This is a genomic window from Pedobacter sp. GR22-6, assembly GCF_037402555.1.
GTDB lineage: Bacteria > Bacteroidota > Bacteroidia > Sphingobacteriales > Sphingobacteriaceae > Pedobacter.
In genome coordinates this window covers 1,580,886-1,597,633 of record NZ_JBBEUC010000001.1, presented here as the reverse complement: position 1 = coordinate 1,597,633, position 16,748 = coordinate 1,580,886, and the positions used below count along the sequence as shown (strand labels likewise).

Genomic DNA, 16,748 nt, shown 5'->3' with positions numbered 1-16,748 from the left:
ATTAAAGAGGGTATGCAGTATCACTTTTAGTCTCTGATAGCACGAAAAAGCTTTGGACGGTGCTCACGTTCGGCAGCGTCGCCAATTTATTGCGAAGAAACAAATGGTAAGCATCCATGTCGCTTGTAGCGATGCGTAAAATAAAATCATAAGCTCCGGTCATCTGAAAACATTCCATCACCTCGCTGAACTTTGCTACTTCGGTTTCAAATTCAACCAAAGTTTCCGCAGTATGCGCTTTTAAAAATACATGTGAGAAGGCGATCAGGCTTCGATTGATCTTTTTCCTGTCCAGAATGGCCACGATTCGCTTGATATAACCCTGCTTTTTCAAACGACGAATCCGCTCATGTATAGTAGCTATAGATTTGTTTAGTTTAAAAGCTATCTCCTTATGGTTCAGAGTCGCATCTATCTGCAACAATTTCAAGATTTCTGTATCGATTGGATCTAGGTCTGTTTGCATATCATTTATTATAACCCTATTATTAATTGAAGATGAAATGAAAAAAAATCAGCTAAGGGCATTATTAAAATACCAAAACTGAAAAAAAACACAATTTTAACCCAAATATCTGAATAATTTATGGATATGTGGCAGAAGCATTGTTTTTAAAGGCTATTGTATGGAGTTTTGTTAATATTAATTAAATCAAAATATGTCAGCTAATACCGCAGAAATTGCATGTTTATCTAACGATCTAGCCAGTAAGTTTGAACACTTATGGCATCTTGTCGGCAACACTCCGATGCTGGAACTGCATTACGAATATAAAGGTAAACCAGGTAAGATTTATGTGAAATGTGAACATTATAACCTCACCGGAAGCATTAAGGATAGAATGGCTTTAAACATTATGTACGAAGCATATAATTCATGTGCGATCAAACCGGGTGACACTATTGTAGAAGCCACTAGCGGAAATACCGGAATTGCTTTTGCCGCAATTGGCAAAGCGTTGGGACACAATGTAAAAATCATAATGCCAAACTGGTTGAGTAAGGAACGCATAGACATCATCAGAAGCATGGGAGCAGAGGTAGTATTGGTGACTAAGGAAGAGGGCGGATTTTTGGGCAGCATCAAGATGTGTGAGGAACTGTCTGCAAAAGGAGGAGTATTTCTTCCTAGACAATTTGAAAACCGTTACAACGAAGAGGCCCATGAGAAGACAACTGGCATGGAAATCTGGGAACAACTTAAATTGAATGGACTGACACCTGATGCATTTGTTGCAGGTGTAGGTACAGGCGGAACGGTAATGGGTGTAGGTAAAGCGTTAAAAGCACGCAATCCTTCGATCAGCATACATCCGTTGGAACCAGCAGAAAGCCCTACTTTGACAACCGGGTATAAAGTTGGGAGTCACCGAATCCAGGGAATTTCAGATGAATTTATACCTGAGATAGTTAAACTGGATCAGCTTGATGAAATCATTCAGGCCAATGACGGTGATGCGATCATTATGGCGCAGAAACTGGCCAAAGAACTGGGATTAGCGGTGGGAATTTCATCTGGTGCAAATGTGATCGGTGCGATTAAACTAAAAGAGAAAATGGGAGTCGAAGCTGTAGTGGTTACTTTACTATGCGACAGTAATAAAAAGTATCTCAGTACTGATTTAGTCAAAGAAGAGTCAATAAAGGAATCCTTTATTTCTACTGACACTAAATTTACAGGCTACAAACCTATTTGTCGTTTAAAATAGTCAAATTAGAACCAAATTTTATAAGTTTGTCAACACATAAAAAAACAATAAACATGAAAAATCTATTATTTTTAGCTGTAGGACTGTTTTTCAGTCTCTCAGCAAGCAGCCAGATCCTGAAGCCAGTAAAATGGGCTTATTCAGCAAAGAAAATTTCCAAAACCGAAGCTATTGTGGCAATGAGAGCAACAATCGATGAGGGATGGCACTTGTATTCTCAGTATATGGCGGATGGCGGACCTATCAAAACCTCATTTACTTTCGCACCTGCAAAAACCTATTCACTGAATGGTAAAACAACTGAGCCAAAACCGGTAACTAAATTTGAGAAAACCTTTGATATGAACGTAAGTTACTTCGAGAAGACCGTTACTTTTACTCAGAAAATTAAATTGACTGGTGCGGCTAATCCTGTTGTAAAAGGTACCGTAGAATATATGGTTTGTGATGATTCACAATGCCTTCCACCGGAAACAGTTGATTTCTCCATTGCTGTAAAATAATAAATACATAAATGATATTAAGAAATTTAAAAGCAAGCATTAAGGTGCTTGTTTTAGGGATCATATTTTTCTTAGGTGCGTCAACGTTAGTATCTGCTCAGGAAGCAGATACTACGTTTTCCGACATGGAGTTCACTGAAATCACTGACGATACCACAGCAACTACTGATACCGCATCTGTAGCTGCAGTTGCAAGTGTCGGTACAGATTCAATCAAGAAAGACTCCACAGCAACTACGGCTGCTGCAGCTCCTGTTAAGGCAGAAAAAGAAAAGACACTTTGGGAAACCTTCATTGCAGGTTTAGTTGGCGGATTTTTGGCATTTTTTATGCCTTGTATTTTTCCAATGGTTCCTTTGACCATCAGTTACTTTACAAAAAGAGCTGGTAGCAAAGAGAAGGGAATTGGTCAGGCGCTCATCTACGGGCTTTCAATTATTGTTATTTATGTAGTATTCGGATTATTGATCACTTTAATCTTCGGTTCTGCAGGATTAAATGCGTTCAGTAGTAGCGGATTGTTTAATTTCTTCTTCTTTATATTATTAGTTGTTTTTGCGATATCGTTCTTTGGTGCATTTGAAATCACATTGCCAAGTTCATTTGTCAATAAAATAGACAACAAAGCAGATAGCAGTAAAGGTCTTGGTGGAATATTCTTCATGGCGGCTTCATTGGCCCTGGTCTCATTTTCATGTACTGGTCCCATTATTGGAACCTTATTGGTGCAAGCGAGCTCTAAGGGAGAATTATTGGGCCCAGCTATAGGAATGTTTGGTTTTGCCCTTGCATTGGCTTTACCTTTCACATTATCGGCAGTATTCCCTGGATTCTTGAGCAGTATGCCAAAATCAGGTGGATGGTTGAACAGTGTTAAAGTATGCTTAGGATTCCTGGAATTGGCATTAGCATTGAAATTCCTGTCTGCAGCTGACTTGGCATGGCGTTGGGAATGGTTTGACAGAGAGGTGTTTCTTGTACTGTGGATCGTTATTTTTGTGATGATGGGATTATATCTTTTAGGTAAGATCAAATTTTCTCATGATAGCGATTTACCATATGTATCGGTTCCTCGTTTGTTCTTATCTATACTATCATTCTCATTTGCAGTGTATATGGTTCCTGGTCTTTGGGGTGCTCCTGTGAACGTGCTGAGTGGTTTAGCACCACCGATGTACACCCAGGATTTCTTATTGAATTCTGGCACTGGAAGCGCGGCTCCTACATCTTCTACCACATTCCCTGCTAAAGTTAAGCATAGCGAATTTCTGCATGCTCCAGTAGGATTTCATCCATTTTTCGATTTAGAAGAAGGTCTTGCTTACGCAAAACAAGTAGGCAAACCCGTGATGATTGATTTTACAGGTCATGCCTGCGTAAATTGCAGAAAAATGGAAGATAAAATCTGGATCGATGAAGAAGTAGGACGCCTGATTAAGGAAGAATACGTTCTAATTCAGTTGTATGTTGACGAAAGAAACGTTCCAATGCCAGCTGAAAAGGTGCACGAATCGAAAATCTTGAAAAGGAAAACCGATGATTTGGGGTATTGGAATTTAGATTTCCAAGCTACGCAATACGGATCAAATGCGCAACCATTGTACGTACTTACAACTGCGGATGATCTGAATCCACTGGTTCCTACTCAAGGTGCTATTTTTGATGCCAAAGAGTATGCAGCATATCTCCAAAGTGGCTTAGATGCCTTCAAAAATAAAACTAAGTAATACCCTTTACTTGTTAAAGAATAGGCCGGCACTCCCTGAGTACCGGCCTTTCTTTTTATCTTTGCTAACTAAACACAATCAGCATGAATGTACAAAGTGACATATTTCAAATGGAGTGCGAAATCCAGTGGGAGGATCTGGGAAACGGAATCCAGCGTCAGGTTTTTGGCTATGATGACAGGGTGATGCTTGTCAAGGCCAAATTTGAAAAGGGAGCAGTAGGCGAGCTTCATGAACACCACCATACCCAAGTCACTTATGTAGACAGTGGTGCCTTTGAGATGACAATTGGCGAGGAAAAGCGAATTATCAAAAAAGGAGATGGCTACTATGTTCCGCCTCATGTGATACATGGTTGCTTGTGCCTGGAACCTGGTATTTTAATAGATGCTTTCACGCCTCACCGTGAAGATTTCCTGTGAATAAAAGAGGGGTTATTTAACCCCTCCAAATGCTGCAAAGCATAGGTTTTTATGTAGCACTTCCACATCCTTAAAGCCCACACGTTTCATCAAATCCAATTGATAATTGACCGAGCGTGGTGTGTCTTCGTATTCAATATAGTCAAATACCTTTTGGCGATATTCAGGCCCTCCCAAGGCATCCAGATAATCACCATAATGTTGTTGGAACAAATGGTTGAGCGGCTCTGCATCATGTGTAACCAAATCAGAGATCCAGAAACAGCCTCCGGGTTTTAAGGCTTTATAAATTTTAGTAAATACATACTCCCAATCTTCATCATTACGCAAATGGTGCAAAGTCGCGGCAGCCAGAACGATATCATAGTGCCCATCCACGAGATTCAGTTTCCGCATATCCAGCTGGATTGTAGTTACAGTGCCAGTGGTCGCAAGCGAAATCCTTTCTTTCGCACGTTCCAGCATCGGCAAACTGAGGTCATTCAGTGTGCAGTTTAGATTAGGAATTTTGCTTAGCATTTTAAGCGTATAATTACCCGCACCGCAACCGATATCCAGCAGCTCCTTTGCATCCGGTACAATGTATTTTGCAGCATCCGTACAAAGTTCCATGGTCAGGGGAGCATCCAAGGTAGTCAGTTGCCCCGTATCCAAGTTAGAAAATCGTTCTACATCCTGATCAAAGCGTTGCTCGATCTCTTCATTGGTCGCTTTATTCGTATAATCGGTATTCATAACTATAAAAAGGTTAAAATGCTAATTTAGCAATAGAAAACTTTCTTTGATGCCAAAAAACGCTGAATAAATAACAAAATATTAAATAACGTATTGCAAGATGATCAGAACCTCATCATCAGTGTTCTACCAAAACCATCGGATGAAACCGCAACCGTTATAAAGTTACCGATCAACGGGAAACCCGATGTGATTCGGTACATACAGAAACCAGCTAAAAACAGTTCCGTAACATTGCAGCCCGGTCTGGCAGACTTCCATCTACCGAAAGGTGACATCTCGATACAAACCAAAGGAGATGCTGGGCTTGGAACTGAGCATCCCTGTTTTTATTTTCCCATAATATTATAATAATTATAATCAGTTGTAGGTGTATCTGTAAAACCAAACATCTGGCCAATTGCAACAATCTGCCCGCGTTTAAAAGTGCTATGATTTATTGCCTGCACTATATATTCAAAATTCTGGAAATTAGATTGAAAGCGAGGATTTACCACTAATGTCGTGTCTTCCATTACTTCCGGATTCAATACAGCGATATAGTCGGCCATTTCTTCAGACTGCTCAATGAGTAAATCAAATGCTTCTTCCAGACTGCCGGTAAATTCTTCATGAGTATTTACTGGGAATTTTCTAATCACAGACAACCAATAAACCTGAGTTTGCCAAATGTTTACAATGGTCGCTTTAATTGAAGGAAAACTGGAAGGAACTGCCTTTTGTAAAACCTCAAAAGGCTTTTCTCTCAGATAATTGATAAGTATCGCATTCGCCCAGAGATTATAGTCGGCCAAATTTTTTATGATGTAAACCGTACTGGTTGCTGCTTTTTGGGGATGGATATGGTCAGTAGTCATAGTGAATTATTTTAATTCAAAATAATACGCAAAGACTGACAACAGTATGGCAGCCTGTTTTATAAATTGAGATAAAAAACAAAAGTCAGGTGATGTGCCTGACTTTTGAATGTTTTCATAGGGGGATTGATTTATAGGAGAGCGTGATTAATATCTTTCTAATTCTGCAATTTACATTCCGTATACAAAGTACTAAAGAGTTCGGATTTGCTTAATCACATCCTTCTGACGTAATTCTATTGCAAACATAGCATGCTAAATCTTATTTATCAACTGCGTAAAAACACAGTTGCATATTTATATCGTCGTTATCTTGCAGGCCTGATAAAAGCAAAATACAAATAATGTAAAAGCCAAAGCCTTTAGCAAAATCATCGATATCTTTATCAATGCAGACCGTCTATTCTTTTTATAGTGCATGATCATATAATACCATTCATTAATCCCTGATTCAAAGCTAGTGATTGCCATGAAAGTGGTCAACTGTGAAAATACACAGTATCCTTATACCAAAAAGGCCGGAGGAATCCGGCCTTCATTGGCTGTTAATAATAGGGATGATTAATGTTTTGCGAAGGATACTATAAATCGACTTGCTTCACTCAATTAATCAAATAACCATGCCAGGCACCCAAATAAACATCAAACAACTATAAATCAAAGAATTAGATAAATCAACAACAGTAAATTACTGTGGAGATATTCTACAAAATGCACAGAAAGTAATCACATTCTTAAAAGAGGTCTTACTGAAAAAGTTCCAATTGATAAGAATTTCTGTTTTTATTCCCAATAACAGGTTGTTCCGAAAAATTTGACAGGGATATCCCCAATAGTCTTACCTTTTTATCAATTAAATCCACATGTTCAAGCAGTTGCTTTACCGTATCCAATATTACCTGATAATCTCCTACCGGATGTGGTAAAGATTGATTTCGGGTAATTTGACGGAAATCGCTATATTTAAGCTTCAACGTAATAGTACGACCTCTTAAGTTGTGTCGATACAACCTTTCAGAAACCTTATCTGCGAGTTTACCTAATTCTGTATGCATTTCATCAATGGTGATCAGGTCATGTTCAAATGTATCCTCCGCAGCAAGCGACTTAGCTACGCGCTCTGTGCGAACTTCACGCTCATCTATACCTCTGACAATCCGATAATAAAACTTTCCACTTTTACCAAAATAACGTACCAAGTCTTGTTCAGTTAACCGTTTCAAGTCTGCACCATTGTGCAAATGCATACTTTTCATGCGCTTCGCAGTTACTTTTCCTACGCCAAAAAAACGCTCAACAGGTAATGACTCCATAAAACTCGCGATCTTAGAAGGTCCTATAAACGTTAGTCCGTCCGGCTTATTCATGTCAGAAGCAATCTTTGCTACAAATTTATTAGAAGAAACTCCAGCAGAAGCAGTTAAGTTCAACTCTTCCTTAATAGCGTTCTTAATTTGCATAGCGATATCCAGTGCAGAACCGATTCCTAATTTGTCTTCTGTAACGTCCAGGTATGCTTCGTCCAAAGACAATGGTTCTATCAAGTCCGTATAACGCATAAAAATGGCCCTAATTGCCGCAGAAACGGATTTATATATTTCAAACCTGGGTCTCACAAAAATAAGCTCAGCGCAAAGATTAAGTGCCTGACGAGAGGGCATAGCTGACTTTACCCCAAACTTACGTGCCTCATAACTAGCAGTTGCAACAACTCCACGTCCATTTGGAGAGCCTCCAACGGCGATTGCCTTCCCCCTCAATTCCGGAAAGTCACGTTGTTCCACCGATGCATAAAATGCATCCATATCTATGTGGATTATCTTTCGCATTTCCTTTTAAAAATAAGCAAAAACTCAAGAGAGAAAACAATAGACGGCTGATGCTGTTTTCTGTATAACTTAAATATCAGAATATGGACACTATGCAAGAGAAAGATCTGAATCCTTACGAATTCACGATAGATATCAACGGGGAGCCACAAGCCATTCGCGTTGAGGTTCCAAAAGCGGGCGATTACATTGTCTATATCAACGGAGACCGAGTCGGTCACATTTATCCGATTATTGGTAACACGACCATTCAATGGAAAAGCAAAGATCCTATCGATCAGGAGTTGATCGATGAAATTGGAAAACAAATAGAAGTACTGAAATCTAATCATCTCTAAACCACCGTTAATACCAGTTATCAGAAATAAAGCCGACAACTAAGTATACAACATAAACAAACACAGTAAAATTACGGAATGCAATATACGAAAAAACTAATTATATTAGCATAATCACAATCCAATTCTAATTGTATAAGGTTGTATTAAAAGATTTTTTTGTTTAGGCGCTTAGATGGAAGAACGACTTGCCTGGGCTAAAGCGTTTGACTAATGAAGATAAACTTCACATTCAGGATCTTAATGATGTCCTGAATGTGGAGTTTTGTTTTTTCTTATGAAAGAAAGATAAAATGCCGTAGCAATTACAATAACCACTAAAGATAAAAGGACAATAGTGATTGTTAATCCGTGTGCTGACTGCTGATGTTCCATATTGTAAAATTTTCGATGAAGGTATAAAATTTTATATAAAATATAAAGCATAAATGTGTGCTTTTCGATATTTCCTATTAAGTTTGCAAGTATAAAACGGACGCCTACGTTTTATAATTACCAATAACTTTATTAACAGATTTACAAAAACTGTCACAGTTCGTTCAGTTAAATTTACTGAAGGCTTGTGGCTATTTTATTATCACTATTATTTAAATTACCAATAATGAAAAGGTATTCCTTCTTACTGGCATCTATCTTATTTATATTTTTCGCTCCAAGGAGCTATAGCCAGTCTTTCAATCGCAAGACCATCGAGAAAATCAATACTAAAGCGATAGAAAAAGCGTTAAAAACTAGTGTACGTATGTGGGGATTTGACACGCTAAAGCAACAACGAAACAGTTCCCAATTTAGCGGAGTAGTTGTCAGTGCAGAAGGGCATATCTTAACTGCCGCTCATGCCACGATCCCTGGCAATACCTACAAAGTCTTTTTCCCTGATGGGCAGGAACGGATAGCGGTAGCATTAGGGCGCATTGGTTTTAAAGACAAAAACAATTTACCAGATGTAGCAATGATGAAGATTGTTGGAAAAGGAACCTGGCCGTTCGCAGAACTTGGTTGGTCAGGAAGTCTTAAAACAAATGAACCTTGCCTAAGTATATCCTATCCCGAAACGCTGGATCAAAAACAACCTACTGTAAGATTTGGCCGTATTGTAGTTCCTTTAAATCAATGGGGCTTTGTTCAATCCAGTTGCAAAATGGAGCCTGGTGACTCAGGAGGTCCTCTTTTTGATTATTTAGGCCGTGTAGTTGCTTTACACAGCCGTATAGATCTTTCAGAAGAAGTGAATCTTGAGGTACCGGTAGACCTTTATAGAAAATACTGGACAGCTTTAAATAAAGTAGAAGATTACGCTGCCTTACCCGAGCAGCAAGATGCCTTTAGTAAAGATCCCTTAGCAGAAAAATTAATCAGTATTCCAGCCCTCGCTCAAATCGACAAGCAGTTTGAAAAAATAGAGCCAAAAATCAAAGGCACCAGTTTGATGATTAAAAGTAGGCTAAATGGAATTGAACAGCAGGCGGTAGGTACATTATTCATCTTGAACAATGCGACAATAAAAGGCAGAAATCCAAATGGGAGTTACCTTATAGCCAAAAGTACATTGGTAGGTACAGAGCCAAATATAGATTCAGAAAAAATTTCCGCCAAAAAATTGACAATTATTGGCAGAGATAAAGCGAACGACCTTGTATTGATGCAATTAGAAAGTCCGTTAAAGTCAGGAATTGTTTATCATTCGTTAAAAGATACTTCAGATATCAAATTTGAAGAAATAGGCAAATTTTTACTATCTGCATTACCTGATAAGGTCAGTAAGATCAGCATTTTGAGCAGTAAGAATATGGACCTACCGAGGAGATTCAGCGCGCCTTATTTTGGAGCCAACGCAAATTTTATCAATCAACAAATTATCCTGACCAGCATTACACCGGGTAGCCCGGCCTCAGAGGCTAAACTTGAACTTAAAGATCAGGTCACCGGGATAAACGGCATACCAATCAGTCAACCCCCTCAATATGGAGGCGAAATCATGAAATATGCACCCGGTGATACGATCACAATACAAGGCGTCCGAAATGGAACTGATTTTAATATATCGGTAGCGCTCAAAAGAATGCCTGTGAGAGGTAATCATCCTGCAGATCGCCTGGAAGGAGGTAAGAGTATTAGACTGGATGATTTCAAAAAAGTATTTGCGCATGATGCAGCGATTAAAGCTGATGAATGCGGCGGACCTGTTTTTGATGCAGAAGGTAAATTTTATGGAATTAACATTGCGAGATTCAGTAGGACTAGTACATTGACGATACCAAGCAACGTGGTTTATAAATTTATATCCGACACGTTGCAATAACTAAAGGATCTGGAATTTAAAATAATTCGCGAAGATAATCTTTCCATTTTTTTCAAATAAAAAACTAAAAATTTGGCCACTTCGGCCAAATTTAAATATATTCGTTCCAACAATAGGGATGATTGGCATTAGGGACAAGGTAATAACCAAGTCCCTTTTGCTTTTTTAGACCACCTGATGATTACAGTTGACGTTAAGCCATACAATAATGTACATTCGTTGAGCGATCTGACTACAAACTGCGCTTTGCCTACACCACAAACAATTGTCGGCTCAAAACGTTACTATCAAGTATGAACGACCAGTCTAAAGAAGAAGCGCTCAAATTGAAAAACAGTCAGATTTCAGTATGGATGATTTTGATCAACAGCGCATTACTATTGATTTATCTGAACTACGGTTACCTAACCGAAGATGAAAAATACCTAAATATCTTGCTTTTCGTACTCGGATTACTAGTCCTCATAGGCGGTTTTGCATTTAGTTACCATGGAAAGGGCTACAACATTGCCAAATGGATTTTTGGGCTCATGCTCGTCATTACCTTACTAATGGTGGCAATGGCAGTTTATGTCACAGGTTTAGGCAAGGCATTTCAACACTAGATGACATGAATTTGAATTTTATCAATAAAGTTTATTTAGGAATCACCATACTATTAGCGGTATTAATCATCCATAAAGTCTGGGCATATAAGTCTTCAGAGCGTTTTTACTATTATTCAAGTGTCTCTGCTCCTGTCAGTTTTCCGATCCATATAAACCGTATTGATTTGATCCTGCCAGATAATGAACTCGCTCTGGGTTTCTATAAGTCTGAACTAGAGGAGGTAAATGTGTTTATGACAAAATGGGGCAAAGAATATTATTTTCCAGAAGTCCACGAGCCGCTAAGGCTACCGCTAAAATTATCCCTGGATTACTGCGACTATCGTTCCCGGACGTTTTACAAAGACACAATTGATCTGCCACAGCAGGTGTTATTGGCTGCGTTTAAGAAAGCGGTAAAAGAGGAGCAAACCATTGAAATGTACAGTTCACAAGGGGATAAGTTTGGATTGAATTTCGTGGTAGGGATTGCGAACAACGGAAACATAGTGTTATGGCTCAGAGGTAAAGATTTTGAAAAAGTGATCTTTAAGAAAAAATTGCATGCCTATGAACCCGGAGCACAAGATTTACAATATGAACGTCAGCAGTTCAACAAGCAATCTTATCTGGATACTGTTTTTTCTGAGCTGCCAGATAGCATGCTGACCTTATTTAAAAATGGTTATGATAGATCAGCCAATTACATCGACAGCCCCAGCAAATACCTGGACTTGAAATAAAATCCAACAAAAAGCCAATTATCCTGTTGTATTTTAGTATCAATTGAAATTATATATGACGGAGAGACATACCTACCAAACGGGTATCATTGGCAACTGTGCATATCTGGCACACATCAATAAAAACACAAATATAGATTGGCTTTGCTGGCCAAGATTTGACAGTACTTTTATTTTCGGTGGCATACTCGACGAAAAAAAAGGAGGAGAATTTTCTATAAAGCCTGCCGGGGAGTTCATTTCCAGGCAATTCTATCTCGAAAACACGAATGTGCTATGCACCGAGATCAGCAATCCTGAAGGTAAATATAGGATAACTGATTTTGCACCCAGGTTTTATCAGCATGAACGCTATTATAAACCCTTGATGCTGATACGCAAGATAGAACCCTTGGAAGGAAATCCACGTGTGAAGGTAACCTGCAAGCCGGTATGCGATTACGGGAGTACAAAATTGAAAGGACGCAGAGGCAGTAACCACATTGAATTCGAAGGATGTGATGAAAGTGTTAGGCTAACAACAAATATATCGCTAAGTTATGTAGAAGATGAGCATTATTTTGCGTTAAACGAGACCAAATACCTGATCCTTACTTATGGCCAGGAACTGGAAGCGCCAATTGCGAGTACATCAGAACGTTTTCTTACGGAAACGGTCAACTACTGGCGCCGATGGATCAAGCATTCTAACATTGCAGGTTTTTACCAACATATTGTTATCCGTTCTGCCTTGATTTTGAAAATACACCAATATGAAGATACCGGTGCTATTATTGCAGCTAGTACAACAAGTTTACCTGAATCTCCGGGTAGTACCCGAAATTGGGACTATCGTTATTGTTGGATGAGAGATACCTATTATGTCATCACAGCACTCAATCACATTGGTCATTTTGAAGAAATGGAAAAGTACTTCGGTTATGTCACCGATATTTCTTTCAGGGATGATGAGCGTTACCAACCTTTATTCGGTATTGCCGGAGAGAGAGTACTTACTGAGCGAATCCTTACTGATATCGAAGGCTATATGGGCAATCAACCTGTAAGAGTCGGTAATCAGGCGTATGAGCACATCCAGAATGATATCTACGGGCAAGTCTTAGTTTCCATGCTACCACTCTACACAGATCACCGCTTTATTTTTCGCGAACGGCAAGACTCCGCACAATGGCTCGATTATTTATTAGCGAAGATTGAAAAAACTATTGATGAGAAAGATGCAGGAATCTGGGAATTCCGAAACATCGCCAACACGCATTGTTATACCAATTTGTTCCAGTGGGCTGGTGCTAATGCGGCTCTAAAAATGGCGAAGACAATTGGCAACGAAGTATATGAGGAGCGTGCTAACATTTTGATCGCAAAAGCAACGAAACATATAGAGGATTGTTACGATCCGGTACGTAAAGTATATAATCACGCAGTAGGAAGTGATCATCTGGATGCAAGTACTTTACAGTTGATTTTAATGAACTATCTGGACCCAGAATCACAACGTGCCAAAGATCACCTGATTGCATTAGAAAATGAACTAAAAGCTGAAAATGGCTTATTTTACCGATACCTGCATAAGGATGATTTCGGCAAACCCAAAACAACTTTCCTGATCTGCGCATTCTGGTACGTCGAAGCACTTGCCTGCGTTGGCAGACTGGATGATGCTGTGCGGGAATTTGAATCCCTCATTCAATATGCAAACCACCTTAATCTATTCAGTGAAGATGTAGATGAAAAAGATGGCAGTCAGTGGGGCAACTTCCCCCAGGCATATAGCCATGTCGGACTGATGAATGCCGCACATCGCATCGCAATTAAACTGGACAGACCTATATTTCTTTAACTTAGGTCTTTAAGCAACGCCCTTACTTGCTTAAAATCTTTTAGATAATATCGGGCAGCTGAAATATTGCTGCCCACTTTTATCGTGTAAGCTTCTGCTGGAAGGGCTTTAAAAATGTCTTCATCCGTATGATCATCTCCTAATGCAATGATGAAATCCGGATTATTACTATATAGCCAATTTTGTGCAGCCTTTCCTTTATTGACCTCTATGTTCTTAAATTCTATCACTTTATTGCCATCCATCATCTGTAAGCCTTTGTCCGCAATAAAGATTTTGAGGTGATTGATGATCTCATTTGCCCTCAGCTCACCCAAGCCCTTTTCTACTTTACGGTAATGCCAGACCAGAGAATAACTTTTCTCTTCTACAAATGATCCCGGTGTCCTGTCGGTGTAGGTATCCAATACGGTTTTTACTTCCTGTTTCCATTTATCTGTGAGTAAGGGCAGGGGCTTCCACTCTTCATTTAATTGTTTCTGCCAGGCACCATGCTCGGCAATCATATCAAGCTTAAGGTGGCCAAACCACTGCTCAAGGGTTTGATAACGCCGTCCGCTGATGATAATAACCCTGTTTTTAGGATCTTCAGTAAGTTTAGCAAGTATATCATATAATTCCTGATCTGGAGAAGCTTTATCTATATCCCCCTGGAAACCTACAAGAGTACCGTCGTAGTCCAAAAAGATATAGCGGTCCGAGGAATTTCTATAGTCCAGTACGATCTGGTCTTTGATACGCTGAACTGCGTATTTGGTGAGGAGCGATTGTTGTAATTCTTTTACTTCTAATAACTTATCCATAAAGTTTTTCACCCACAGGTGTATATTAAATTTTTTAACGATATGCCGCATATTTTCCATACGGGTTTGTTGTTCTTCCAATGGCATGTTAATGGCCTGTACAATGGCCCTCATCATGTCTCCTAAATTATTGGGATTTACGATCAGTGCATCATTTAATTCTTTCGATGCACCTGCCATCTCACTTAGTATCAATACGCCATCATTCTTAGTCCTTGATGCTACATATTCCTTACTGACCAGATTCATTCCATCTCGCATTGGGGTGACCAGGCAGATATCTGCAGTACTATATAGTGCAGAGAGAAACTCAACTGAAAAAGACCGATAGAAATAATGAATCGGCACCCAGGTAAGCGTACGATACCTCGAATTGATGTTGCCCACCAATTTATCAATATTGTCACGTAACTCTTTGTATTGCGGAACAGTATCCCTTGATGGCACCACAATCATATATAAAGCGACCTTCTCTATAAATTCCGGATGGTTTTGGAGCAAAAGTTCCAATGCCTGTAAACGCTGCAATATCCCTTTACTGTAGTCGAGCCTATCTATAGTTAGAATGATCTTTAATGCCTGCTGACTCTCTTTGAAAACAGCAGAATGCCTGGCTACTTTTGCATGTCTTGTAAGATTTTCAAACTTATCGCTGTCTATTCCCATTGGGAATGCTTCCACGACAACCTGCCTGTTCTTATGCAGGATAACATTATCTGAAAGCTTACTCGACGACAGCCTCGAAGAGGCACTCAGGAAATGTCTTACATCATCGAATGTGTGGAATCCAAGTAAATCTGCACCTAACATACCTTTAATGATCTCATCCCTCCAGGGGATCAGCCTGAAAATCTCGAAAGAAGGAAAAGGAATGTGCTGAAAGAAGCCAATGGTGACCATAGGCATCTCTGTACGAATGAGACAAGGCAGGAGCAGCAATTGGTAGTCATGTATCCATATGGTATCACCCTCTTCCAGATGCTGCAGTGCTACTGACCTAAATTTATAATTTACCTGCTTATAGAAATCCCAATAGCTCTGTTCAAAGTTGGCGTAAGTAGCTAAATAATGAAAGATAGGCCATAGCACCTCGTTTGAAAATCCTTCGTAGTAAAGGTTGATTTCTTCTGCTGTCAGGAAGACTGGAATCAGATTAAGCGCCGCCAGTTTCAGGCGAACTTCATCTTGTCGTTCTTTTGGTATTTCGATACCTGGCCAGCCGATCCATACATTGCTGCCATTTTTATAAACCGAGCCTAAACCAGTGGCTAAACCTCCTTCACTGGGTCTTAAAATGTACTCGCCGTTCTGTTCTGTAATCTTAACTGGAAGGCGGTTCGATATAATGATCGTTTTTTGATTAGTTATCATACGCTACTAAAACAACCGATTTTAAGCCATTTTGTTTGAATTCGCTAAGGAACGTCCTCTAATGCAAACAGAATGAATAAGATAAGAAAAGCCATTTGCGTTTATAATTCAGCTTCGTACATTGGCGTTAAATTTGCTTAGTCAAACAGCTTCATCCAAAGTAAAGACCTCATCATATGATTAAAAACCACCATTTATCTATTTTTATTACTGCTCTATTGTTCAGCTCCTGCTCCTCTATTTACATGCCTAACGTACCAAATACACCGATGCTTAGCCAGCAAGGCGAATTTAGTGGAGGCCTGCATGGTTCATTGAAAGGCAACTTCAGTCTAAATGGAGCTTACGCAATATCTGAACATTTTGGCGTGATTGGAAGTACTTCATATATGAATTCCAAAAGAACAAAAAAGGACTATAAGCATAAATTGTTTGAAGTGGGCGGAGGCTATTTCAATACTTTCGGACCTGATGATAACCGCATCATTGAAATTTATGCAGGGTATGGTAATGCAAAGACAAATCGTGTATTTAGAAATTATGATGAAAATGACGTGCTGACCGGTACGGATTTTGAAGAAGCTACATACAACAAAACCTTTCTGCAGGTCAACTATAGCTCCAAAAAAGCGAGTAACCTACGTCTATTTGGTACTGATTTCCCAATCAATGCAGGTACTGCACTTAGAATTACATCCGCAGAAATGAAAACCTTTATGCGCAATGGGGTGGGACAGATGCGTGAGGGAAATGTTTTTCTGGAACCAATTTTTTTTACGCGGATGAAAGTAAGTGAAACTGTGCAATTACAATATACCACCAGCGGGACATTCGGATTAAATAGTCGTGAGTTCATGAATGCAAACAATTCCTTATTTACTATTGGCGCGGTAATCAATGTAGGAGGGAAGAAAAGATAATTTCGTATGGATAATTGGCATAAAAAGAGAGGTTACTTTAAAAGCAACCTCTCTTTTTATGC

15 protein-coding genes are annotated in these 16,748 nt (G+C 39.3%); 10 read left to right on the top strand and 5 right to left on the bottom strand.

Annotated features, from left to right (window positions below):
* Position 1 precedes the first annotated feature (1 nt).
* Entirely contained in the window at positions 2–466 is a 465-nt protein-coding gene (locus WAE59_RS07480) for an Lrp/AsnC family transcriptional regulator (protein WP_337855318.1), read from the bottom strand.
* A gap of 193 nt (positions 467–659) precedes the next feature.
* On the opposite strand from WAE59_RS07480, the gene WAE59_RS07475 reads away from it, so the two are divergent.
* The 4 genes from WAE59_RS07475 to WAE59_RS07460 all read left to right on the top strand — a co-directional run bounded on the left by WAE59_RS07475 (position 660) and on the right by WAE59_RS07460 (position 4,361).
* Positions 660–1,709 (top strand): PLP-dependent cysteine synthase family protein, encoded by a 1,050-nt coding sequence (locus tag WAE59_RS07475; RefSeq protein WP_337855317.1) that lies wholly within the window; start codon positions 660–662, stop codon positions 1,707–1,709.
* Positions 1,710–1,762: 53 nt separating this feature from the next.
* Positions 1,763–2,212, top strand: coding sequence for a protein-disulfide reductase DsbD N-terminal domain-containing protein (locus WAE59_RS07470; protein WP_337855316.1), 450 nt, complete (start codon positions 1,763–1,765; stop codon positions 2,210–2,212).
* An 11-nt stretch (positions 2,213–2,223) separates the two neighbouring features.
* On the top strand, positions 2,224–3,939 hold the full coding sequence (locus WAE59_RS07465) for a protein-disulfide reductase DsbD family protein (protein WP_337855315.1): 1,716 nt from the start codon (positions 2,224–2,226) through the stop codon (positions 3,937–3,939).
* A gap of 83 nt (positions 3,940–4,022) precedes the next feature.
* A complete protein-coding gene (locus WAE59_RS07460) occupies positions 4,023–4,361 on the top strand; it encodes a cupin domain-containing protein (RefSeq protein ID WP_337855314.1) in 339 nt (112 codons plus the stop codon).
* A 12-nt stretch (positions 4,362–4,373) separates the two neighbouring features.
* Here the strand turns inward: WAE59_RS07460 and WAE59_RS07455 are convergent, their stop codons facing one another.
* From WAE59_RS07455 to dinB, 3 genes are all read right to left on the bottom strand, one after another.
* Complete coding sequence (locus WAE59_RS07455) at positions 4,374–5,096, bottom strand: class I SAM-dependent methyltransferase (protein ID WP_337855313.1); 723 nt, start codon at positions 5,094–5,096, stop codon at positions 4,374–4,376.
* Positions 5,097–5,425: 329 nt separating this feature from the next.
* Positions 5,426–5,953 (bottom strand): DinB family protein, encoded by a 528-nt coding sequence (locus WAE59_RS07450; protein WP_337855312.1) that lies wholly within the window; start codon positions 5,951–5,953, stop codon positions 5,426–5,428.
* A 746-nt stretch (positions 5,954–6,699) separates the two neighbouring features.
* A complete protein-coding gene (dinB, locus tag WAE59_RS07445) occupies positions 6,700–7,758 on the bottom strand; it encodes a DNA polymerase IV (protein ID WP_443147252.1) in 1,059 nt (352 codons plus the stop codon).
* Positions 7,759–7,865: 107 nt separating this feature from the next.
* Between dinB and WAE59_RS07440 the strand changes: the two genes are divergently transcribed.
* The 5 genes from WAE59_RS07440 (at position 7,866) to WAE59_RS07420 (ending at position 13,592) form a co-directional block, all read left to right on the top strand.
* Positions 7,866–8,120 (top strand): hypothetical protein, encoded by a 255-nt coding sequence (locus WAE59_RS07440; protein WP_337855310.1) that lies wholly within the window; start codon positions 7,866–7,868, stop codon positions 8,118–8,120.
* Between the two features lie 562 nt (positions 8,121–8,682).
* Positions 8,683–10,422 (top strand): trypsin-like peptidase domain-containing protein, encoded by a 1,740-nt coding sequence (locus WAE59_RS07435; RefSeq protein WP_337855309.1) that lies wholly within the window; start codon positions 8,683–8,685, stop codon positions 10,420–10,422.
* A 293-nt stretch (positions 10,423–10,715) separates the two neighbouring features.
* Positions 10,716–11,027, top strand: a complete 312-nt coding sequence (locus tag WAE59_RS07430; RefSeq protein WP_337855308.1) for a hypothetical protein — start codon at positions 10,716–10,718, stop codon at positions 11,025–11,027.
* A 5-nt stretch (positions 11,028–11,032) separates the two neighbouring features.
* Positions 11,033–11,752 (top strand): DUF2931 family protein, encoded by a 720-nt coding sequence (locus WAE59_RS07425; RefSeq protein WP_337855307.1) that lies wholly within the window; start codon positions 11,033–11,035, stop codon positions 11,750–11,752.
* A gap of 55 nt (positions 11,753–11,807) precedes the next feature.
* Positions 11,808–13,592, top strand: coding sequence for a glycoside hydrolase family 15 protein (locus WAE59_RS07420; protein ID WP_337855306.1), 1,785 nt, complete (start codon positions 11,808–11,810; stop codon positions 13,590–13,592).
* Here WAE59_RS07420 and WAE59_RS07415 read toward each other — a convergent pair.
* Positions 13,589–15,766: a bifunctional alpha,alpha-trehalose-phosphate synthase (UDP-forming)/trehalose-phosphatase gene (locus tag WAE59_RS07415; RefSeq protein ID WP_337855305.1), complete on the bottom strand. Its 2,178-nt coding sequence runs from the start codon at positions 15,764–15,766 to the stop codon at positions 13,589–13,591. The genes WAE59_RS07420 and WAE59_RS07415 overlap by 4 nt on opposite strands.
* 176 nt (positions 15,767–15,942) lie before the next feature.
* Here WAE59_RS07415 and WAE59_RS07410 point away from each other — a divergent pair, with 176 nt between their 5' ends.
* Positions 15,943–16,686: a hypothetical protein gene (locus WAE59_RS07410; protein ID WP_337855304.1), complete on the top strand. Its 744-nt coding sequence runs from the start codon at positions 15,943–15,945 to the stop codon at positions 16,684–16,686.
* The last annotated feature ends 62 nt before the right edge of the window (positions 16,687–16,748 follow it).

Bases quoted from the DNA above. Each gene is read 5' to 3' on its own strand.
- WAE59_RS07480 (WP_337855318.1), bottom strand. From the start codon at position 466: ATGCAAACAGACCTAGATCCAATCGATACAGAAATCTTGAAATTGTTG.
- WAE59_RS07475 (WP_337855317.1), top strand. From the start codon at position 660: ATGTCAGCTAATACCGCAGAAATTGCATGTTTATCTAACGATCTAGCC.
- WAE59_RS07470 (WP_337855316.1), top strand. From the start codon at position 1,763: ATGAAAAATCTATTATTTTTAGCTGTAGGACTGTTTTTCAGTCTCTCA.
- WAE59_RS07465 (WP_337855315.1), top strand. From the start codon at position 2,224: ATGATATTAAGAAATTTAAAAGCAAGCATTAAGGTGCTTGTTTTAGGG.
- WAE59_RS07460 (WP_337855314.1), top strand. From the start codon at position 4,023: ATGAATGTACAAAGTGACATATTTCAAATGGAGTGCGAAATCCAGTGG.
- WAE59_RS07455 (WP_337855313.1), bottom strand. From the start codon at position 5,096: ATGAATACCGATTATACGAATAAAGCGACCAATGAAGAGATCGAGCAA.
- WAE59_RS07450 (WP_337855312.1), bottom strand. From the start codon at position 5,953: ATGACTACTGACCATATCCATCCCCAAAAAGCAGCAACCAGTACGGTT.
- dinB (WP_443147252.1), bottom strand. From the start codon at position 7,758: ATGGATGCATTTTATGCATCGGTGGAACAACGTGACTTTCCGGAATTG.
- WAE59_RS07440 (WP_337855310.1), top strand. From the start codon at position 7,866: ATGGACACTATGCAAGAGAAAGATCTGAATCCTTACGAATTCACGATA.
- WAE59_RS07430 (WP_337855308.1), top strand. From the start codon at position 10,716: ATGAACGACCAGTCTAAAGAAGAAGCGCTCAAATTGAAAAACAGTCAG.
- WAE59_RS07425 (WP_337855307.1), top strand. From the start codon at position 11,033: ATGAATTTGAATTTTATCAATAAAGTTTATTTAGGAATCACCATACTA.
- WAE59_RS07420 (WP_337855306.1), top strand. From the start codon at position 11,808: ATGACGGAGAGACATACCTACCAAACGGGTATCATTGGCAACTGTGCA.
- WAE59_RS07415 (WP_337855305.1), bottom strand. From the start codon at position 15,766: ATGATAACTAATCAAAAAACGATCATTATATCGAACCGCCTTCCAGTT.
- WAE59_RS07410 (WP_337855304.1), top strand. From the start codon at position 15,943: ATGATTAAAAACCACCATTTATCTATTTTTATTACTGCTCTATTGTTC.